20 protein-coding genes and 2 pseudogenes are annotated in these 22,018 nt (G+C 33.4%); 4 read left to right on the top strand and 18 right to left on the bottom strand.

Going from position 1 to position 22,018, the window contains the following annotated elements; all coding sequences use genetic code 11:
- Positions 1-94: 94 nt before the first annotated feature.
- Positions 95-577 carry a MarR family winged helix-turn-helix transcriptional regulator gene (locus ACUL40_RS04140; RefSeq protein WP_000191888.1) on the bottom strand — a complete coding sequence of 161 codons (483 nt, stop codon included), beginning with the start codon at positions 575-577 and terminating at the stop codon, positions 95-97.
- Between the two features lie 116 nt (positions 578-693).
- Here ACUL40_RS04140 and ACUL40_RS04135 point away from each other — a divergent pair, with 116 nt between their 5' ends.
- Positions 694-2,373 carry an alpha-keto acid decarboxylase family protein gene (locus tag ACUL40_RS04135; RefSeq protein WP_445423023.1) on the top strand — a complete coding sequence of 560 codons (1,680 nt, stop codon included), beginning with the start codon at positions 694-696 and terminating at the stop codon, positions 2,371-2,373.
- A gap of 157 nt (positions 2,374-2,530) precedes the next feature.
- Here the strand turns inward: ACUL40_RS04135 and ACUL40_RS04130 are convergent, their stop codons facing one another.
- From ACUL40_RS04130 to ACUL40_RS04115, 4 genes and pseudogenes are all read right to left on the bottom strand, one after another.
- Positions 2,531-3,313, bottom strand: a complete 783-nt coding sequence (locus ACUL40_RS04130) for a class I SAM-dependent methyltransferase (protein WP_000355673.1) — start codon at positions 3,311-3,313, stop codon at positions 2,531-2,533.
- 270 nt (positions 3,314-3,583) lie between these two features.
- Positions 3,584-3,994 carry a VOC family protein gene (locus tag ACUL40_RS04125; RefSeq protein ID WP_445423024.1) on the bottom strand — a complete coding sequence of 137 codons (411 nt, stop codon included), beginning with the start codon at positions 3,992-3,994 and terminating at the stop codon, positions 3,584-3,586.
- A gap of 117 nt (positions 3,995-4,111) precedes the next feature.
- Positions 4,112-4,806 (bottom strand): annotated as a pseudogene (locus tag ACUL40_RS04120) (class I SAM-dependent methyltransferase).
- Positions 4,807-4,905: 99 nt separating this feature from the next.
- A pseudogene (locus ACUL40_RS04115) lies at positions 4,906-5,046 on the bottom strand (ABC transporter ATP-binding protein); the annotation flags it as partial.
- A gap of 491 nt (positions 5,047-5,537) precedes the next feature.
- On the opposite strand from ACUL40_RS04115, the gene ACUL40_RS04110 reads away from it, so the two are divergent.
- A complete protein-coding gene (locus ACUL40_RS04110) occupies positions 5,538-5,978 on the top strand; it encodes a CDI toxin immunity protein (RefSeq protein WP_445423025.1) in 441 nt (146 codons plus the stop codon).
- Between the two features lie 18 nt (positions 5,979-5,996).
- Here ACUL40_RS04110 and ACUL40_RS04105 read toward each other — a convergent pair whose 3' ends face one another.
- Positions 5,997-7,241, bottom strand: a complete 1,245-nt coding sequence (locus ACUL40_RS04105; RefSeq protein ID WP_017658000.1) for an MFS transporter — start codon at positions 7,239-7,241, stop codon at positions 5,997-5,999.
- Positions 7,242-7,305: 64 nt separating this feature from the next.
- The gene (locus ACUL40_RS04100; RefSeq protein WP_001223578.1) at positions 7,306-7,941 is read right to left on the bottom strand and encodes a TetR/AcrR family transcriptional regulator; all 636 of its coding nucleotides are present in this window, start codon (positions 7,939-7,941) and stop codon (positions 7,306-7,308) included.
- A gap of 341 nt (positions 7,942-8,282) precedes the next feature.
- Here ACUL40_RS04100 and ACUL40_RS04095 point away from each other — a divergent pair, with 341 nt between their 5' ends.
- Entirely contained in the window at positions 8,283-8,495 is a 213-nt protein-coding gene (locus ACUL40_RS04095; protein ID WP_048656585.1) for a hypothetical protein, read from the top strand.
- Between the two features lie 1,309 nt (positions 8,496-9,804).
- Here ACUL40_RS04095 and ACUL40_RS04090 read toward each other — a convergent pair.
- The 4 genes from ACUL40_RS04090 to ACUL40_RS04075 all read right to left on the bottom strand — a co-directional run bounded on the left by ACUL40_RS04090 (position 9,805) and on the right by ACUL40_RS04075 (position 13,294).
- A complete protein-coding gene (locus ACUL40_RS04090; protein WP_002182751.1) occupies positions 9,805-11,169 on the bottom strand; it encodes a DEAD/DEAH box helicase in 1,365 nt (454 codons plus the stop codon).
- A gap of 73 nt (positions 11,170-11,242) precedes the next feature.
- Positions 11,243-11,512 (bottom strand): hypothetical protein, encoded by a 270-nt coding sequence (locus tag ACUL40_RS04085; protein ID WP_063245736.1) that lies wholly within the window; start codon positions 11,510-11,512, stop codon positions 11,243-11,245.
- Between the two features lie 159 nt (positions 11,513-11,671).
- On the bottom strand, positions 11,672-12,358 hold the full coding sequence (locus tag ACUL40_RS04080; protein WP_098126148.1) for an MBL fold metallo-hydrolase: 687 nt from the start codon (positions 12,356-12,358) through the stop codon (positions 11,672-11,674).
- 384 nt (positions 12,359-12,742) lie between these two features.
- Positions 12,743-13,294, bottom strand: coding sequence for a hypothetical protein (locus ACUL40_RS04075; protein ID WP_063245735.1), 552 nt, complete (start codon positions 13,292-13,294; stop codon positions 12,743-12,745).
- Between the two features lie 598 nt (positions 13,295-13,892).
- Between ACUL40_RS04075 and ACUL40_RS04070 the strand changes: the two genes are divergently transcribed.
- The gene (locus tag ACUL40_RS04070; protein ID WP_016081636.1) at positions 13,893-14,222 is read left to right on the top strand and encodes a YkvA family protein; all 330 of its coding nucleotides are present in this window, start codon (positions 13,893-13,895) and stop codon (positions 14,220-14,222) included.
- A 152-nt stretch (positions 14,223-14,374) separates the two neighbouring features.
- Here ACUL40_RS04070 and ACUL40_RS04065 read toward each other — a convergent pair whose 3' ends face one another.
- The 7 genes from ACUL40_RS04065 to anmK all read right to left on the bottom strand — a co-directional run bounded on the left by ACUL40_RS04065 (position 14,375) and on the right by anmK (position 21,996).
- On the bottom strand, positions 14,375-15,610 hold the full coding sequence (locus tag ACUL40_RS04065) for an MFS transporter (RefSeq protein WP_063245734.1): 1,236 nt from the start codon (positions 15,608-15,610) through the stop codon (positions 14,375-14,377).
- A 204-nt stretch (positions 15,611-15,814) separates the two neighbouring features.
- The gene (locus tag ACUL40_RS04060) at positions 15,815-16,285 is read right to left on the bottom strand and encodes a MarR family transcriptional regulator (RefSeq protein ID WP_001030904.1); all 471 of its coding nucleotides are present in this window, start codon (positions 16,283-16,285) and stop codon (positions 15,815-15,817) included.
- 231 nt (positions 16,286-16,516) lie between these two features.
- Entirely contained in the window at positions 16,517-17,518 is a 1,002-nt protein-coding gene (gene tdcB / locus ACUL40_RS04055) for a bifunctional threonine ammonia-lyase/L-serine ammonia-lyase TdcB (RefSeq protein ID WP_000632959.1), read from the bottom strand.
- 74 nt (positions 17,519-17,592) lie between these two features.
- On the bottom strand, positions 17,593-19,176 hold the full coding sequence (locus ACUL40_RS04050) for an aminotransferase class V-fold PLP-dependent enzyme (RefSeq protein WP_063245733.1): 1,584 nt from the start codon (positions 19,174-19,176) through the stop codon (positions 17,593-17,595).
- 70 nt (positions 19,177-19,246) lie between these two features.
- Entirely contained in the window at positions 19,247-19,795 is a 549-nt protein-coding gene (gene plsY, locus ACUL40_RS04045) for a glycerol-3-phosphate 1-O-acyltransferase PlsY (RefSeq protein WP_000610875.1), read from the bottom strand.
- A 138-nt stretch (positions 19,796-19,933) separates the two neighbouring features.
- Positions 19,934-20,827, bottom strand: a complete 894-nt coding sequence (locus ACUL40_RS04040) for a BadF/BadG/BcrA/BcrD ATPase family protein (protein WP_048656577.1) — start codon at positions 20,825-20,827, stop codon at positions 19,934-19,936.
- Positions 20,824-21,996, bottom strand: a complete 1,173-nt coding sequence (anmK, locus tag ACUL40_RS04035) for an anhydro-N-acetylmuramic acid kinase AnmK (protein WP_229171669.1) — start codon at positions 21,994-21,996, stop codon at positions 20,824-20,826. Before anmK ends, ACUL40_RS04040 begins: the two co-directional genes overlap by 4 nt.
- Between the last annotated feature and the right edge of the window lie 22 nt (positions 21,997-22,018).

Below are 22,018 nucleotides of genomic sequence, written 5' to 3'. Positions count from 1 at the left end.
CTTTTTATCCATTCACTCTATGACCAAATCATAGTTGCCAAATGTATGGATAAAATTTGTTCTTTTTCAAACGATAAAAACAGAAGTTTTTTCATTATTTTTGATCGACTGGTATTTCACGTTTGGATATCCAAGCATCAAAACCTGATCGGCTATTTGCCATTTCATTCATAACTTGGTGCCAATTGTCCTCACATGATTCACCAAATTTTGAAAAAATAGCACCCATTTGTTGTCTTTGTACATCACTCAGTTTTTTCTCTAAATCTGTACCTTTTTCTGTTAAAGACAACTGTTTCACACGTCGATCATGCATAGCTTCATTACTCTCAATTAAGCCCTTTTCCACAAGTTGACGTAGCGGTCCGTGGAGAGCTTGTTTACTTATTTCTAATAGTGATAATAACTCATTTACACTTATCCCTGGAAAACGTGCGATAAAAAATAAAATTCGATGATGTACTCGTTGAATGCCATATTCTTTTATAATTTCATCTGGCTTTTCAGTAAATGTTTTATATGCAAAATAAAATAATGCTAATGCCTCATTCATCTGTTCTTCTTTATGTTGTGTCATCTACTTTCCCCCTGTATGTAAATTATACCACAATCTAGTAATGAATATTTTAATCAACGCATTAGAACTTATTTAGTCTATTGAAACATTCATTGCATAATTAGGAGATGATTCATTTGAAAAAACAATATACTGTAAGTACATATTTATTGGATAGACTACATGAATTAGGAATTGAACATATATTTGGGGTTCCTGGTGATTATAATCTTGCCTTTTTAGATGATGTGGTAGCACATGAAAATTTAAAGTGGATTGGCAATTGTAACGAATTAAATGCTGCATATGCAGCAGATGGGTACGCTCGCATAAAAGGAATCGCTGCTCTTATTACTACTTTCGGAGTTGGAGAATTAAGCGCTATTAACGGTATTGCTGGCTCATATGCGGAAAACGTGCCAGTTATAAAAATCACGGGTACGCCACCAACAAAAGTAATGGAAAATGGAGCAATCGTTCATCATACGTTAGGCGATGGAAAGTTCGATCACTTTTCCAATATGTATCGAGAAATCACTGTGGCACAAACAAATGTAACACCTGAGCATGCTGCTGAGGAAATTGACCGTGTTTTACGCGCATGTTGGAATGAAAAACGCCCGGTTCATATTAATTTGCCGATTGATGTATATAATAAACCAATTAATAAACCTACAGAACCAATTTTATATAAACCGATTTTAAGTAATAAAGAAGCGTTGGATAAAATAATGCTACTACATGCCACTTCAATAATAAATAACGCCAAAAAACCTGTAATTTTAGCTGATTTTGAAGTAGATCGATTTCACGCTAAAGAAAATTTACATCAATTTGTAGAAAAAACTGGGTTTCCCATCGCGACGTTAAGTATGGGAAAAGGAATATTCCCAGAAAAACACCCTCAATTTATAGGGATTTATACTGGTGATGTAAGTTCTCCGTACTTGAGAAAAAGAATTGATGAATCTGATTGTATTATTAGTATTGGTGTGAAGTTAACTGATACTATTACAGGCGGCTTCACACAAGGTTTTACAAAAGAACAAGTTATAGAAATCCATCCCTACACTGTGAAAATTATAGATAAAAAATACGGTCCAGTTGTAATGCAGGATGTTTTACAACATTTAAGTGATTCAATTGCGCATCGTAATAAAGATACTCTTGAAATTAAGCCATTTATTTCAGCACCATCACCTTTTACTGAAGAGTTCAATCCAAAAGCACAAATGGTCACACAAAAACGTTTTTGGCAGCAAATGTACCATTTCTTACAAGAAAACGACGTCTTAATTGTAGAGCAAGGAACACCTTTCTTTGGTAGTGCTGCTATCCCTCTACCTAATAACACTGCATATGTAGGACAACCGTTATGGGGATCTATTGGATATACACTGCCCGCTCTACTTGGTACACAGCTCGCCAATTTATCACGGCGCAACATTTTAATTATTGGTGATGGTTCTTTCCAAGTAACTGCCCAAGAGTTATCAACTATATTACGTCAAAATTTAAAACCAATTATATTTTTAATCAATAACAACGGATACACTGTTGAACGTGCCATTCACGGCCAAAACCAACTTTATAATGATATACAAATGTGGGATTACAATAAACTATCAATGGTATTTGGGGCAGAAGAAAAAAGTCTAACATTTAAAGTAGAAAATGAAGCAGAATTAGCAGCAGTCTTTACAAATATAACTTTTAATAAGAATCAACTTATCTTCATTGAAGTTATAATGAGCCAAAGCGATCAACCTGAATTGTTAGCTAAACTTGGAAAAAGATTTGGTCAGCAAAATTCTTAATATAAAAGCATAACCTAATTATACAATTGGTAGTGTAAAACTTGTTTTGAGAATAGTTTCGACACTCAAAATACATAAGGAAAAGGATGGAAAGCACCATCCTTTTCTATTTTAAGAGCGTTCTTCGACTAACGCCCCGTGCGACAAGCAAAAATTCTTAATCCATCTTTAACTTTATAGCTTTTGTCGCAATAAATGTTTTAATATGCTTATCTAATATCCTTGTTCCACCAAAATCATCCTCATAAAAACCTGTTATAGCAAAACCAGCTTCAATTTGGCCTTGGATTTGGTCTTCTAAAGTATGCGCATATTCTATTGTTTGATTTGAATCGATGTAATCTTGAACTTCATCCTCTGGTAAATAATCCAATGTTGATGAAGGAATTGAATGTTTAACATCAAGAATACCTTTTTGCTCTTGGTTATCATCAAAAATCCATAGTAACGGATTTGTAAATCCAGCAATAAGAATACCTTTATTCTTTAAAACCCTAGAAACTTCATTCCATACAAGATGAACATCTTTTACAAACAAATTAGAAACAGGATTTATAACAATATCAAAATATTCATCCTCAAAATCACCAAGGTCTGACATATCTCCTTGTACTGTTTTCAAAGTCAAACCATCCCGTTTTGCTACCTTTTCATCTTGTTCCAATTGCTTCTTAGATATATCAGTAACTGTTACATCTGCTCCAGCAGCAGCTAGAACAGGTGCTTGTTGTCCGCCACCTGATGCTAAGCAAAGTATCTTTAATCCATCTAATGACTTTGGAAACCACTTTCTAGGAACTGATTTTTCCGTAGTGACTGTAATCTCCCATTCACCTGATTTGCTTTTCTCAATAACCTCGCTACTTACAGGCTGCGTGTATCTAGAACCTTCTTCAACCTTCTTATCCCATGCATTACTGTTTTGTTGTGTAATATCCATTGCGATTAGTCCTCCTAACGATCTAGTTGGATTTTAAGTGTAAACTTATTAACTATTTATGCTTTCCTTTTTCTATTAACCGGCCTGATAGTTCATACATAGTTGTCCATATTTATATTAACAGATAAACACTAATAATTACTAAAAATTCTAAAAAGACACAAAAAAAGCATTCCAAATCTGTTGACAGTTGGAACGCTTTTTTATGTTATTTCATTTTTCAAGCTTTTAACTAAATCCATTAAACAAATAAGCTATGCTTTTTCTTTTTTATTCAGCAAGAGTTAACTGCCAAGATACACCATACTTATCATTTAACCAGCCAAACTTTTTACTAAACGGATAAGAACCTAAAGGCATGAGAATTGCTCCATCCTGCGCTAGTTTATGAAAGACCGTTTCAATTTCTTCTTCTGTCTCACAAGTTACATAAAGAGACATAGCTGGAGTGAATGTAAAATTATGATTTACATAACTATCAATACACATAAACTCTTGGCCATTTAGCGTAAAAGTTGCATGAATTACAGTTCCCTCTTTACCAGGTCCTCCATTTTCATCGTAGCGAGAAATACTTACAATTTCCGATTGATCAAATAGCGACGTATAAAAATTCATTGCTTCCTCAGCTTTGCCTTCAAACATTAAAAACGTAGTAATTTTTTGATTTGTGTTACTCATATGGAGACAGCCCCTTGTTATATATTTATGTAAAACATAAGTCGGCAAAAAACCGAACGTACATTCCTATAAGTGTATTGTCTATAAAAACGATGAGTTTGTCAATTATCTACTTTATTATTTCTTCTTAAATAATGCTGTCCAAAGAAATGATTCTCCAAACATTTCTTTCGGTTGTTTCATTTGTTTCATCCTTCTAATCTCAATTACCTCAAATTCTTTAAATATCTCTCTTAACTTTTCTTCCGAGTATGCAAGACCACCTTGTAGACTCCATCCTCTATATACATCCCAATCTGTTATTTCCGATCCATTTCGCTCATCTAAATCGCCTGCCGCAAAACATGTTAATCCGAAATAACCACCCGATTTTAATGAGTTTTTAATTAAATCCACATAATTTATTCTTCTATGCGGTGGAATGTGATGCAAACAGCCCGAATCGTATACAAAATCAAATTCGTTTTGAACCTCTAAATTAAAAATTGAATCACTACCCCTTTTGCCAATGCCCTTTCTTTAGCCCAATTAATGCCTTCTACAGATAAATCCACTGCTGTTACATCAAATCTTTGAGTCGCTAAATAAATGGCATTTCTACCTGGACCACATCCAAGTTCTAATACCTTCCCTTTTGAAACTCTCTCTTTTTGTATATACGAAACTAGATTCTCATCTGGAACATTTTCAAAAAACGGAACATCCTTTTCTCTATTCTCATAAAAATCATTCCAAAATGGTTCTGCAGGTCTTAATAATGAATCAAGCATTTTTAAAATGTCTTCTTGTGTGTGTAACGTTTCAGTTTTCATTAATACCCCTCCATAAATTAATAGTCAGAAAATTATTATATATCTTTTCGAACTTTCAAACAAAGAAAAAACTCCTATATTCAATAGGAGTTTTTGTCTTTAAAATCCGAGTACAGCTAACCATTTTAACAATTTCTCTTCTCGCGCTTTTAAATCATCATTCCTAAACTTGCCTAGTTGTATTTCACTAACAACTTCTCCGTCCTCCATAAAAAGAACTCTTTCTGTTTTCTCTGCTACCTATACAACATGAGTCACTTAAGAAGGTTACTTTGCTGAAAAATAAAGCCGATTTCGTTAAGGGATATTTTTGCTAACGCCTCTTCTTTCATACATGTTATTTCATACAATCATACTTTTCTAATAAAATAACGCTTTTGTTCACTTTTTTGATACATTTACGAAACATTCATGTGTTACCTTCATTAAGTTCTTTTCTTTTTATAATGTCGTGTGAGATATACCAACAGAGGAAGCCCTAGATCCCCTAATCCTAGGGCTTTTTTATAAGAATTTTATACATTTTATTATTTCCACTAACTCTTTAAATTGTATATACATAATATAAAATTTTCATGTTGTTATATTTTTTGATGGCCTCTTATCTTTCCTTAAAAGGCTTTTTTTCAAATAACGCTTTTATTTAATTTATATTTAAAAAGTTCCTTTTCATAAAGACTTCCCTTATATGCTATACTCATTATTAAATAATTGTATAAGGAATGTTAAAAATGGATGATAGATCGTCAAGACAATGGAAATTGCGACAAAAGTTAAGAGCACTGAAAACCAAAAACAACAATGACACAAACCCTTTGTTTAGTGAACGCCTTGAATCCCTAGGAAACGAAACTCTCATTTTCTCCCAAGAAAAAAGCCAGCAGATTGCTATTATTTTAATGAATTCATTTCCTATAACTGTCTCGGGAAGAATAGATTGGGAACAGATAGATAACCAATTCATAGCTTCGAACAAAGAACAACTAATTTCCCTTATTAGAGCAAACCAACTAGATTTTGACGAACAGATTTTTATAATATGGGATAACTATGAAATCCCTGTAGTAAGTACAAATCTTGATAAAGTATTCCAATCATTAGTTGACGTTGATGCAGCCAGTTTTTATTACTGGATATTAGACAAAGAATTGATTAGGATTGGGTTTCGCTAATACTCTAAGCATATGAAGCTAGTTCCCTTCATTTCTTAATATTTTCTTCGTCACCACCGCTATTATTATCATTATGAAACTTATAGCTAATATAGGTAAATAAATTTTCGTACTGAATCCTTCAAACATAAAACCATATACGACTTGCCCAATTGGTGCCATACATTGAGATACCGCTGTTATAATTGCCATTACTTTTCCTAGATTTTCATTTGGTGTTTTCTTTTGGACTACAGTAATCACATAGATGGATACAATTGTCATAATCATTGCGATTAGAAGAGAAGAAAGTATAAAGAGGATAAATGGTGGATAGTATCCTAAATTAAGAGTAAACGGTGTAACTGATAGTGCCACTGGTATAACTAATAAAGCTATGATAAGCATCCAATTATATAATGTTTTCATCTGTAACTTTTTAGCAAAGAAACCGATTGACAATGCCCCTAATATGGTTGCAAAATCAATTAATCCCATTCCAATTCCATACATCGTATCGCTACTCTGCATAGTTACTCGTAATATAATAGGTCCTCCAACAACAAATAACGGTGTCAAAATTAAGTTTAGTAAAGCTGCAAGTAACATAGCCTTCAAAATAAAAGGTTGCTTTAAAACATAAAGAAAACCTTCTTTCATATCTTTTATAATTGTCGGTATGATATGGCTTTCTTGCGCTCTTTTTATAAAAGGTATTGTAATAAACATTTCTAAAATTGCAGATAAAAAGAAAGCAAGACAACTTATTATGACGAGCATTTTCAAACCAATTATGCCATATAATATTCCTCCTAGTACAGGTGCAACTATATTAGATAATGCTTGCACACCATTTATGATACCGTTTGCTTGTTCTAACTTTTTCTCTGGAACTAATTGCGGAATACTTGCCATAACAACTGGTGCGTACATTGCACTAACGACTGCTAGTAAAAACATAATTGTTCCAATCAATAAAATAGATACCGATTCAGTTAATAACAAAACTATAAAGCTTAATACAATAGCAGCGTTTATAAAATCCAAAATGACCATTACATTACGGCGGTTGAAACGATCTGCTATCGCTCCGCCAAGAGGAGCTAACAAAAACGGGATACTCGTTATGGCATATAACCCTGCAAATATATCGGCACGTCCTGTTATATCTAGCACATATAAAGACAGTGCAAAACGTAATAGTGTTGAACCTAAAATAGTAATAATTTGACCACTTACCATTAAGTGAAAATCTTTCAAGGAAGATTGAATACTTGCTGGCATCCTCATCACATCCTTCATTTAGTCTAGACCGACTGCCGGTCTATAACACCCAAACAGAAAAAAGCTATTTCTGTTTCATTAAAACCTCGATCATATAATCAAAGGACCCTTCTTTCGCTCCAACAGATACTTCCATCATTTTAATATAAGCCTTAGCTCTTCTCATCATTTCTTCCGGTTTCCACTGAAATAAACCATCATCAAATATGACTTGTGCTGAAGAGAGTAATAATTCAATTGTTTCTTGTGGGTATGGAGTATAAAATATGCCTTCTTCTATTCCTTGCTCTAAAACTTCCGTTAATACAGGAGATAAATGTATAATGGATTGCACTAAACTTTTCTGATGCATTTCTGCATTATTTGGTTGATGGAATTGTTCAATCATTTTTTCTTTGACATCTCCTGATTTTGGTGATTGTTCCATTAAAATTTTAAATAACTTATCTAAAACGTGGATATCGGGATTGGAGACAATCCTTTTCGCCTTAGTGACATCCTCTTTAATAATCCTCATAATGATTTCATCCATTACTTCCTCCTTCGACTTAAAATAATGATAAAACGTCCCCTTTGCTATACCAATTTCTTTTAAAATATCATTCACGGTTGTTTTCGTATAACCTTTCGTAAGAAACAAACGCTCAGCTGTTTCTAAAATTTCCTTTCTACGCTCCTCATACTCCTTTACAATTCGCATTCAAGTTCTCCTTCCTACCAGACCGACTGTCGGTCTATTAAAATTATATGTTTAGTTTGCAAAAAGTTTCCTATTATCGTACATATACAACACCATACTTTCTATTTCCTTTATAAATTTTTATTTTTTAACGTCCGCTCAATTTGTTTAAAACGTATCTCATGTTTCTTATCGTCACCTTTCATTTTAGGAAAAGAACGATGCCTCCGTTCGATCTATGTACTTATCAATGGAGTATTTTGTTGAGTTCCAATATGTAATATTGCATATTTCGTACTTTTATTTTTTTATATATAATAATTTATTTATAAAAATATAAATTATTAATAAGGGTGATTTATATGAGCAAGTTCCGAAAGAAGATGATTAAATATTTGCAAACATTTTGGGGATGCTTAGCATTTGGTGTATTAATGTTTACTATCTTCTTAATTACGGATTTAACATATGTATCTTTAAATACATTAGGCTGGAGAGACTGGCTAGGTTCTGTAGCAGGCGCAACCATTTTATCTGTTGGGATGTTTACTTTAAATAAATTGAATTTAAAATAAATATTCGGTCAATACTGAATGTGGGCTGTATGCCAACATTCATTTAAAGTAGTCTTCTCTGTATCTCCTTGTATTGAGCAGTTAGCTTTTGCTAGCTGCTCTTTTATTTTGTTCCGGTTCTTGCCTCTTAAAGAACTCTTTATCTACTTTTCCCCAATAAGTACACATATCTATTCCCCTTTGCTACAAAATGAAATTTTTATTTTGTTTTACGCGTCGCTTCTTCAATCAGCCAAGATACAATATTAAAATCATTAGCTTCACCCTTTAAAGATGTTCCGTTCCAAAAGCATTCTTTCATCACTTCAAGTAATTTTTCAACAGCTTCAATTCATCTCATATTCATTTTCCCTTTCTCCCAAATAACTATTTTGTTTTATTAATTAACTGATTAATAAAACAAACACCTTTATTAAACATTCCATGTTTCTTCACCCCTTGAATATTTTTCAAATAAAAATACATACTACTTTCAAGCTGCCGTGTCCATGGCTAATACCTCTTTCTTTTGATGTATATTTTTTAAGAAATCGAAAATAATACCAACAAGCTGTTTGAACTAGCAGCTTCACTCTTCTCGCAATGGGGATGCAAATTATCACAATTAGCTAACTCATTGAACTCACTGGCAGACAACCAAAATCGTTGTCTGCTTTTTGTATGAGATTTTTCGTTTTACATATACTACTTTTGAACCTGCAGACCAATACGAGCCATTTTGGTACTTGGGATTTCCCTTCCGGGGATAAGTATTTTTTACTTATCCCTTTTTTGTATAGACACGTATATTTAGGGTAAAACTAATTACAAGCAGATTTTCTGTTTATGCGTAGTTCTAAACAAGATTACTTTTTCTCCTATTAAAGGACGGCAGGTACGACTGCTAGTCCTTTTTTCTTATTTCGCATATTATCACTACATTACCTTCATCGTCGTCGTAAGCAATTTCCCCATAAGGATGGCAGTGGTGCTTCTCGAGTTCCTCATCGATAAAAACTAACAAATTAGTTTTCCAGTTTCCAACGATCGTACACCAATACGAGTTTAATCCTTCATAAACTTCTCTTGTTCTATTTCGATAATTGCGGAATGTATAATGAAAATACTCGCTCGCTTCAATACCTTTTCTTTTAACCAAAGTGTTCTGCTGAATGACAGTAATACCCTTTCTCTACTGGTTTTGAACTATAAAATTCCCTTTATAAATTTCAAATACGGTGAATGAAATTTTTTCTTGCCATCATCCTTGTTGTATACAAACAAAAAAAAGAGCCACAATATTTCGGGACTCTTTTACAATTATAACTATTTAACGACCACGTCTTTGCTGACCTTGCTTTGTACTACCTTTTTTATTACTTGGCTTATTAAATGATCGGTTATTTTCATTTCTCGAACTATTTCTTGAATCACTTCTCGAGCTATTTCTCGAATCACGTCTTGATTCACTTCTTGAACCTTCGCGGCTATCTCTTTGACGATTTTGACCTGACTTCTTTGGAGCCGGCTTTGGTACCGGTTTTCCATTTTCATCTACACGTTTTATCTTCGGTTGTTCGATTATTTCTCTTTGTATTGGTGCACCAAGCGTTTTTTCAATTTCTTCTAAATGTTTTTCATCTTTCGCTGCAACGAACGTAATTGCAAGACCTGATCCACCTGCACGTCCTGTTCGGCCAATGCGGTGAATGTAACTTTCTACATCTTCAGGGATATCAAAATTAAATACGTGCGTTACACCATCTACATCAAGTCCACGAGCTGCTACATCCGTTGCGATTAAGTACTGAATTTTAGCTTCGCGGAAACTCTTCATAACTCTTTCACGTTTCGCTTGAGGTATATCACCATGAAGTTCAGCACAATTATAACCTAGTCCTTTTAAATTATCATAAAGCTTACTTGCTCTAACCTTTGTACGACAGAAAATAACAGCTAAAAATGGCTGATCACGATCCATAACAAAACGAAGTGCATCTGGCTTTGCACGATCTGTCGTCTCAATGACACGCTGCTCAATTGTATCAACCGTTACTTCTTCACTTTGTACTTGAATCATTTGCGGTTCATCCATATAACGCTTCGCCAATTTTTTAATATCTTTTGGCATCGTTGCTGAGAATAACATCGTTTGTTTACTACCTGGTGTCTCATCTAAAATATCTTCAATATCATATAAGAAACCAAAATAAAGCATTTGATCCGCTTCATCTAGTACAATCGTTGAAAGATTACTTAAATCAATTGTTTCACGTCGTATATGATCTAATAATCGTCCTGGTGTTGCAACAACAATATGTGTATTACCTTTTAATTTTCTCAATTGTTGTGCTACATCTTGCCCACCATAAATCGCTAGTACATTAATATCTTCTCTTTGAACAAGCATTTTTTTAATTTCAGTTGTAATTTGCAGAGCTAGTTCCCTTGTTGGTGCAACAATTAAGGCCTGAACATCACTACACTCTGGATCGATTTTTTCTAAAATCGGTAACACGAATGCTAACGTTTTACCCGTTCCTGTTTTCGCCTGCCCAATAATATCTTTACCTGACAGAATAACAGGAATTGCCTTCTCTTGAATTGGTGTTGCTTCTGTAATTCCATTTTCACGTAATGTATGATTAAAAGTTTCACTAATTCCTAATTCTAAAAAGTTTTTCAAATAGACCACTTCTTTTCCTTATTTTTCACATTAGCTTTCATTGTACCATTTGTTTCGCCAAATATGAAAAATAAAAAAATTCTTATCTTCTTTTTTTATATTCATCCTGTACTAGATGAACAAAATCTTTTTGCTTTTTCTCAGATTTTATTAATGCTTCCATGTTAGTAGAAGACAAAATGAACTTCTTAATTTTTCTATTACTCCAAATTAAACTTGTATACTTCGGATCTTCATGTAGATTTCGAAACCACTCTAATTCACTTAATTTTGCGATATGGTGTTTCAATTTCATGTCATTTCGAGGATAAAATAAAATGATATCTGCTATTACATCAAATAACGAACCCATCTTCTCCCCCCTATACCCTTGCTCAAATTATATATATTCTTCTTTACATATATATTTCAATTTTACCGAAATATAATGTTACTGATTTGGTTGAAATCGTAAAATATATGAACTAAAAAACCGATCTTTTCGATTTAGGAAAGACCGGTTTTCATTAATTTATACAGTAAGCTTTCCTCCATGATAGCAATAATACTGTGCTGCTTTAAAACTTTTAATCCTATTTAAAGACTGTTTCGCTTTTTCTATATCCAAACAAAAATTCGGATTAGCTATTACTAACTCACGATTCTCTTGAACAGCCGCATCTCCCGTAATTACACAATCTAAATTCGGAAAATATAATGAAATATGCCCCGAAGTATGTCCTGGCGTCGCTACTATTTGACATTCATTATTCAAAATCATTTGACCATCATGCACTTTTTCATCGACGGAAATATGTTTTATATTTTTTAACTGTTGTATAAACCATTTACCAAATTCTTTTTCTTCATTTGGCATACGTTCTAACATTTCTTCAGCTTGAACTAACCTCTCTGATTTTATATCACCACTAATATAGTTAGATTCAATTTCACTAGCAATAATATTAATTTGAGGATATTTCAATTTGAAATCATATAAAGTCCCTAGATGATCATCATCATAATGGGTAATAATTATATTCTTTAAGTTTTTCATCTCATATCCATGTTTTAATATTGCATTTTCAATTAAAGGTAAAAAACTTGGATATCCTGTATCGACTAACGTTAATTCATTATGTACTATAATTAAACTTGGATAAATACATTGTTTTTGCCCATTAAATTCGAATTCAATTGGTAGTTCTATTATTTTCATTTTCCTTCCCCCATACCACCTATTCAATATTTAATAATAACCACTTCGTCCATATACATTTCACTATACATATTTTTAAAATTTTTATCAGTATTTTGTTTTAACGTTTTTTATTGGTTAATTCTATTTTTAAATGTGGTATACCAAAGATATTATATATATGTGTTAGCAAGTTCGTCTGTAAAATCATATACAGGGTTTTCACTCTTAACCTAAGCTATTCCTTTTTATAAATGAATTTAACCCTTATTGGACAAGTATCCGTTTCGTAATTTTCATATGTAATAAAAGAGACATCTCCTTAAATTAGAAATGTCTCTTTTAAATTAATAAAACAAATTTAGTTGTATTTCTTTTTTTTTGAAAAGTTTCTTCATCAATAAATTATACATTTTCAGTGCTTGTACTACAACTTGTAGAGTATAAAATAGGTATACCGCATATAGCATCATTCATTACATTACGAAAAACTTTTGCAGCGACTTCTGTGAAAGTTTGGCATAGATTAGAAATATCATCATTAAAAAACTGAATCACTTTTGCAGCAAAAACCGGAAAAACAACATTCGCTCCACCTGGGAACTGCGGCTGCACAACAACTTGCTCAAAATACAAGTTGCTTTCTAAAGCTACTTGAAAAAGGTGTGCAATTTCAAAAGCATCTAAAGGACAAGGAATTGAGTTTACAATTCCATCCCCAATAACACTAACAACAATAGTTACATTTACATTGCCAAATTGCACTGTAGGTTTAAGAAGTGTAGCTAATGCAATCGCTTTTTCAAAATCCGTAGTTTGTACTAAAATAATAAAATTTCCATCAGTCGGTATTAGCGGACCTACTGTTACAGTTGGATCAGCCCCTACCGAATTTCTGAGTTCGTTAAAATATGTGATCCATGGCGGTGAAAGTTGTGGTTGTACACGCTCGTCCATTCTTTTTCCACCTCCTTATACAATTCTTAATACTATAATATGGAAAAATTTTAATAGTGCATTAGATATATTTATTATTTTTTATAGTCTCACCGTATCAATTTGGGAATTTTATGTGTTTAGAAAACCTTTTAGAAACATTTAACCCTTATTGTACGTCAATAATACAGTAGTGAAAATTTTACAAATGAAGAATATAGACAGAATAAGGTTGCTAGTTCATTAATCGTAAAAATATGGAGTGTTACATAAATAAGCTTCATTTACAGTAATATATCTTTACTATTATGTATCTTATATTGCAGCGATTTACTAATAAGACGTACAATCCCTATCCTTTTAGAAGTAATTAAAACCTTTGGTGAAATCTTCTTTAGATAGATACCATTTGCAAATTGTTTAATTTAACAAATACTACTTGCATACTATGTAATGAAGCACTGTGAATCGTTGCATAATCCACATTATATTATTTTGAACAGGTATTCCCCTATTTTTATGGAAATATATAATTAAGAAAAACAATAAAATTGATTAATCTCTCACTTCTTTGTCCATCCTTTTAAAAAATCTATGTTTTTGTAAAAGGAGTGTTTATATGGAGAAACAGACACTTTGGAAAAAGTTCAAAAAAAGCTCTGTAAACCTCGGTAAATCCAGCGTATATGAAAGTATTATTTTATTCTACACAATGAAAAAGAAAGAATTACCTACTAAAGCGAAATTCATAATATTAGCCGCTTTATCTTATTACGTATTAGCAATTGATTTCATTCCAGATATAGCTGCTATTATTGGGATCGGCTTATTAGATGATGTTTTAGCAATCGCTGTAGCGCATAAATACGTTATGAGACACGCAGATGCTGAAATTCGAGAGAAGAGCAAAGTAAAGATGGAGTCATTATTTACTTCAGCACAAGCATAATGAAACTATCTAGTCATTTACCATGAGAGCATTGCAGAATAAATTCCTAAACAGTAAAAGAATTTCTCTTAGTCCTCAAACCGTAAACAAATAGGGTGTCAGCACTTGTTCCTAAGTTCTGGCACCCTTTTATTTGTTCTTATTTCTATCTGTTATACAGTTGCATGTGTCCCCTTATACAAAACTGCTATTGCCGCGACTATAAGGATCACACCCATAAAAGCAGGTGCGGCATGACCAAGTGATACATAGATTTGTCCTCCAAGAATAGGACCAATCATTCTTGCTAAAGCTTGAATAGATTGGCTTCCACCTTGAATCCTTCCTTGTTCACTAGAACTGACAGACTTTGAAAGCATCCCGTTGAATGAAGGTCCGAAAATTGAATCCCCAAAACCATACATCAGCATCCCAGCGATAAGTAGTGGATAGAGTGAAAACAAAGCTGATGCCGCAATAAAACTGTATCCTATAATCTCCGAAACCATCCCAAGAATTGCTATTTGTTTATCACTAAGCTTGATCAAAAGCTTTGGCATGATAAAACTTTGTGAAACAATGTCTTGAAAGCCCAAAATTGAAAACATAAGTCCGATTAATGCAGGTTTCCAACTGAAAGTATCCATTGTAAATTGCGTGAAAATTGCTTGTAAAGATCCGTTAGGTATCCAAAGTAAAAACGCTGAGACAAGTAACCACTTTAAATTTTTCATGGAAAGTATGTTTGCTAGCTGTACAAAAGGATTTAACCTTACAAAAGTAATCTCTTTCAACCTATTATTTTTTTCAAGGCTCTCAGGCATATATTTGATCCCATATACAACATTTATTAACGTTATGATTGCACCAAAATATATAGGTACAGTATCACCAAACTTGGCAAGTATCCCCCCAATGGTTGGGCCAATGATAGTTCCCGCACCTACAACTGCACTCACCCATCCAAAATATTTCGTTCTCTGTTCTTTTGGAATGATGTCTGCAAAATATGCGAAGATAGTACTTATGCTCCCGCCTGTTATTCCTTCTATTATGCGTCCAGCAAATAGTACCCATAAAGCTCCTCCTATTCCAAAAACTAAGTACCCAATTGCAGAACCAAATAAGCATATTAAAAGTAGTGGACGACGGCCATACTTATCGCTTAAAGCTCCGAGTACTGGTGCAGCTAAAAACATGCAGGCCGCATATACGGAAGTTAGTAGTGTAACAACCAATGCTTGTTCTTCCGGATTACTTGTATATGGCTGTACTAAGAATGGGACTACAGGCATGATGATACTGAAACCTATACCACAAAGAAATACAGAAATAAGTCCGAATAGTAAAGCATGTTTATCTATGTTTTTTTCAGTTTTCCTTTCATTTTGTGATCTAAATATAGACATTTAACTTCTCTCCTAAAAAATGTTGCTTTGTCAACAAAATAATAACTCTTTTTTGTTGATTAGTCAACAAAAATAAAATAATAAAAAAGCAGCCTATTCTCATTAGAGTAAGGCTGCCCGTAAAAGCCCGATTGGTGAGGGCTGATAATCAGTGGAGATGAAGACCCCCCACTGATTAAAGTTTCACTTTATTATTAAAATATATTACGATTTAATATGTATACCTTGTTTCTTTATTTCTGCATCCAAATGTCTACTATACTTTTCCACAAAGCTAATTATACTGTTGAATTCTTCTTCAGTTACTTGTTCAAATACAGCTTTATCTCGCTCTTGAAACTCTTTGTGCAGATTTTCATGGATTTTATAAATTTCTTTCCCTTGTTCGGTAAGCCTAAAATAAATTTCTTTCTTATTTTCTGACTTTTGGTAGCTTTCAACAAGGCCTTTTTGTATGAGCTTCTTAGTCATTCTACTTATAGCACCGCGAGTCACATAAAAAGCCTCTGCGAGTTGTGTCACGTTAGAATCTGCATTGTTTTCAATATATTCAATGCAGTGGACTTCAGAAGACTTAAAACCTTTAAGACCCTCTTCCATCTTATCTTTATTAAGCCAAACCAGCTTATTATATAATTCCCTGAAACCGTTCATGACCTGTTCTTCTTTATTCATGCCCTGCCCTCCTCACCGCTCATTAGCACATTAAAACTATTATATTAAATTTCTGCTTACGTTTCGACAATATTGAAATAATTATTATAACATTAAAGATATGTGTAAAAATAGGCGCTTAAATAAAATAATTTTTAAACAGCAAATTTTGCAAGTTTATTTCTACTTACAGTAAACGGTAGACAAAAAGTAAGAGCTAAAATCATTTCTCTTAGCTCTTCTTTCATAAAACTATTTCACTTCATTAGCGACAAAAAAGTGCTCACATACACTTGATATGCGCTGTAAGTCCACGTTCCCACCAGATATAACAGCCACTACTTTTTTCCCTTTTATATAACTATCAACTTTTCCTGCAAGAAGTGCAGCAGTTGCTAATGCACCTGCACCTTCTACAACAGCTTTCCCACGTTGTAATAAATCTTTCATCGCTACTTCCAGCTCTTTTTCTGATACAGTTACAATATCATCTACTAATTCTTTTACAATTTCAAATGTTAATTCACCTGGTATTTTAACTGCGCAACCATCTGCAATAGTAGGCGCCTCATAGTGTTCTACGATTGCTCCTTTATCGTAAGATGCCTTCATTCCATGAACATTATCTGCTTGGACACCAATTATATTAATGGATGGATTAAAAGATTTCAATGCTACAGAAATACCAGAAATAATTCCGCCTCCACCTATTGGTACAATGACAGTATCTACATCCCACATATCATCAAGAATGTCTAATCCAATTGTACCTTGACCAGCCATTACCTCTACATCATCATATGGATGTAAGTATGTTTCACCTGTTTCCCTTATAATTTCTTCACATTTTACCTTTGCATCATCAAAGGTTTCACCATGTAAAATCACTTCAGATCCATATCCTTTTGTTGCTTCAACTTTTGCCTGAGGTGCAGAAATTGGCATAACAATTTTACTCTTAATACCGAGTAAATGAGCAGATAATGCAACTCCTTGTGCATGATTACCTGCTGAACATGCAATTACACCTCTTTCTTTTTCTTGATCCGTGAGCCGCGACATTTTATTAAATGCGCCACGAAATTTAAAAGAACCCGTTAATTGCATATTTTCTAATTTCAAATGAATTTCTCCACCCGTTTTACTAGTTAAGTAAAAAGATTTTACTAATGGCGTTTTACGAGCATTTCTATCTAGAATTTTGTGAGCTTTTTTAATATCGTCTATATGTAATGGTAGTTTTCTAGTTATCATACTGACACCTCTTCCAATGTTCTATTCCTAAGTTTTCGTAAGTCGTAGCTCCTTTATACGAAAAGAAAAAGTCTTTATATATGTACCCCACTCTGAAATAAACACATTTGCAAACAATTTAACATCCTCTTCATATCGCGTTCTTTATAATGATTTAAACATGCAATTTGGATCCAATTATTCTTTTGTAAATAAGATGACTCATAATGAACGATGTATCCTTGTAATGCTAATGTATCGCCTACTACTTTAGAAGAATAATCTTCGCTCAATACAATAGTAAGTATAATTGGCGCGGCATGTTCTTTAGGTGAAACAAGCTTTAAACCCATAGCAGTAATAACTTCTTCAACATAATCATATGTCTCTTTAATTTTTACAAATGCCTTTTCATCTTCAAATCTCTTCAACGCTTCTTGCAATGCATAAATTAAATTCCATGATTGTGAGTATGGAATACTTTCATTTTCTTCATACATGCCAATGTCCATATAGGCCGGCACAGCCTCGTTTATTTTTACAATGTGGTTATGAAAAACGAAAGAAATTCCTGTATATGATTTAATCGCTTTACCGCTAACACCACTTGCAAAATACACATCCTTCAAGTCTAATGGTATTGCTCCAATTGAGCTTATGCAATCTACACACAGTTTCATTTGATTCTCGTTACAAAGAGTATTTAGCTCGTTTAAATCGTTTAACATTCCAGTAGATGTTTCATGATGAACAAACCAAATCCATTCATAATTTCCAGTTGTCATAATTTCTTCTAATTCGGTATAAATAAATGGATCTCCCATTTCCTTTTTATACGTATCAAAATGTAACCGTGCTCGTTTTGCATGTCCAACTAATCTATTACCAAATTCCCCATTTGTTAATACTAGTCCTTTCCCTTTTAAAGAACGTAACTGTAAAGCAATCGCATCATTTGCTAACGTCCCTGTTCCTAACATAAGCTGTACATGTTTTGCTTTTGTCATGTGAAGTAACCGTTTTTTCACATTGTCCATCATCACTTGAAATGACTTAGTGCGATGGGAAATAGGTCGCGTAGAAAATGCCTTTCGAACGTTCTCTTCAATATCTACTGGACCAGGTAAAAACGTATATTCTTTCGTCATAATCCCCCCAACACTCGACTCTTCAAACATAGCAGGGGTAACATACATTGGCTGAAAGGCCGCTTCTTCTGTACCAACTAACGTATGGAAAACTTTGAATCCCATTTGCTCATATAAAGCTAGTTCACGTGTTGTTGCAGAAATGAGTGCTAATTCATATCCATTTAGAAGCAAATAACGATGTAGAAAACGGATTAATCCTAACAACGCTCTTCCATTCCTATATTCACGTTCTACTGAAAGTAAACGAATTTCATACACTTTTTCTCCATGCTCTTGCAAATAAACATCTAAATTTGAAATTTTATAATCTAACGAGAATGGTCGTTTTCCCCGCACCGCGACCATACCTACTAATCTATCCTCATCTAAACAAATTAAATATGTATTTTCTTCATGAAACCGATCTATACGAAACCGGTCTTTCGTTTCTTCATGTTGCGGAATCTCTTCTACAAAAGTTTTATAATTTAATTTATGTATACTTTCAAATTCCCAATCTTGATCAGCAACTTTATAAATTAACCCCATGCCTTATCTCCTTTATCTATTTAATAAAAAATGATAAGTGGAGATTATCCCCACTTATTAAACATTCATTTTATTCTCGATTTACATATAGAATAAGTACAATAATCATTCCACTTAAAATAGTCGTAACAACAGAATAAGAATAAAGAATCATACAAATTGGTAAACAAGCAATCGTAATTAGTCCTGGCTTCGTAAACCCTTTGAATATTAAATAAAATACAATAAAAATGCCTATGAGGGTAAGCGCTATCAAATAATCAAATGCAATTAATCCTCCAATAAATGTTGAAATACCTTTACCGCCCTTACCTTTAAATAAAACTGGGTAAATATGTCCAATAATAACGGCCAATAATGTTAACATTACGAATGTAGGGTCTTCAAACAGATATTTTGCAACAGTAACAACGATTGCCCCTTTAATCGCATCCCCTAAAAATGTAGCGATGAAATACCCTTTTCCATATACGCGCCCCATATTTCTTGCGCCAGGATTTCCGCTTCCTTCATCCCTAATATCAACGTTATGTCTCAATTTTGTTACTATATAAGCGGTCAATATGTTTCCAATTAAATAAGAAGCCACCAAATATAAAAACTGCATACTATTAATCATGTAATCATTCACTTTCTACATGGGAATACATATACAATATTCAATTACTACGTATATTGTACGTTTTTAACATACATCCCTTTATACATTTTAACATCATATTTTTACAAATCATACAAAAATTCTCATGCGCTAATTTTAAAAATATATATCCCTCATTAAATGGTATGTTCCTTTCACTGCCATTTCTGCTTGTGATACGAATGTAATTTCTTTCATACTTTCTTCACAGCATTTCTTAAATACAGCAAATATTTCAGGAACTAAACGCAATATACTGCCACTTACTGCAATTGGCGTTGAGTGCTTAAAGTTCAACTTGTTATAAACATTTACTGTAATCCTTGCTAATTCCTTTCCAGCTTGCATCATAATTTCATGCGCATCATTATTGCCATCTCTCGCTTCCTGAATAACTAATGGGGCGATTGCTGCAATTTTATCTTTAGAAGAAGTATATACTAAGCTTTTTATATGAGACGGTGTCAAAAGTTGAAACTGCCTTTGAATATTCAAACTCAATGGACAAAGACTGATTCCTTGATCGAACTGAATTGCCATTTTCTTTAAAGCTTGTAATGCAATCCAATATCCGCTCCCCTCATCTCCTAAAATATGTCCCCATCCACCGCTATACTGATATACTTCTCCTTTTTTTCCTATACAAATTGCACCTGTACCACCTATAGTTAATATTCCATCCTTACCTTTTAAAGCAGCTGCATGTGCGATCATTGCATCATTAAGAATTTCAATTTTTGTTCCGTATTTCTTTTTTAAACGTAATGTTAATTCATTTGTATTCGCTCCGCTTATACCAGCTAATCCTAAACAAACACAAACACAATGCCCATTTATTAAACTCTTCTGGCATTGATTAATTGCTTCCATAATATGCACAAGAGCTTCTTCAAAATCTATTAATATGTTTCCAAAACCACCGGTAGCTCTTACAAGTTCATTTCCGTCTTTATCAAATGCAATTGCCTCGGTCTTTGTTCCCCCGCCATCTACTCCAATCATATACTTCATATGTTCGCCTCATTTTCATCTGCGTATGGAGGGAATGTTATATTCCCTAAAATTACGGAATTCTTAGCACCTGTTGCGCTCGGCACATTACTCGGATTACGATGATACGTTTCGTTTGCTAAAATAGCAAATGCAATTGCTTCTTTCGCTGCTGAAGAATGACCAATATCTTCTTGTATACATATGCTACATTTCTCTTCTCTTAATCCATTCCGTAACATTTCAACAAGTGTATTATTATAACTTCCACCACCACCTAAAATCACCTCATCAATTTCATAATACGGCAAAATAAACGCCTTATAATGATGAACAATTGAACATGCTGTAAACATCGTGACAGTTGCCAATATATTTCCTTTACTATGCTTTTCAAATCGATTCAATAATTCAGTCACAAACGCTTCTCCAAACTGTTCTCTACCTGTTGATTTTGGTGGTTTCATGTTCAAAAATGGATGCTTCATACAGTATGTTAAAATTTCATCTACAACTACCCCCTGCTTTGCAATCCAACCATTTTGATCATATGGTACATGAAATAATCTTTGACATACTTCATCGATTACCATGTTGCCTGGTCCAGTATCGAAAGCAATAACACTCTCTTTACTTCGTTTACTTGGAACCACTGTAACATTACTAATCCCACCAATATTTTGTAGTAGTCTATTTTTAGTTTGATGTCGATATAAAATAATCTCTGAATATGGTACAAGTGGTGCACCTTGTCCCCCTGCCGCCATGTCCATCGTTCGGAAATTCGAGATAACCGTCGTGTTCGTTTCATATGCTATTACTGCTGGTTCCCCAATTTGCAATGTTGAAGAAATAATATTCCCTTCTTGCTTTGGCTGATGATAAATCGTTTGTCCGTGAGAGCCTATTAAATCTAATTGTCTCAAAGGAAAATTGGCCTCTTTACAAACTTCCTTTACAGCATTGGCGAAGCATAAACCAAGTTTAAAATTTAAACTACATATAAGTTGGACATTCGAAGTTTCAATTGATAACGCTTGTTGGATCTCATTTTTCATATCATTACAAAATGGAACAGTAGTAAAATGGATGAGTTCGATTTTAGAATCTACACCACTTCCTTCTATATGAACGAGCGCTACATCTATTCCATCTAATGAAGTACCAGACATTACCCCTGCAATATACATAACGTGCATGACCTCCTATTTA

The sequence above is a fragment of the Bacillus sp. KNSH39 genome, assembly GCF_052656585.1.
This window is presented reverse-complemented; position numbering and strand designations above follow the sequence as displayed.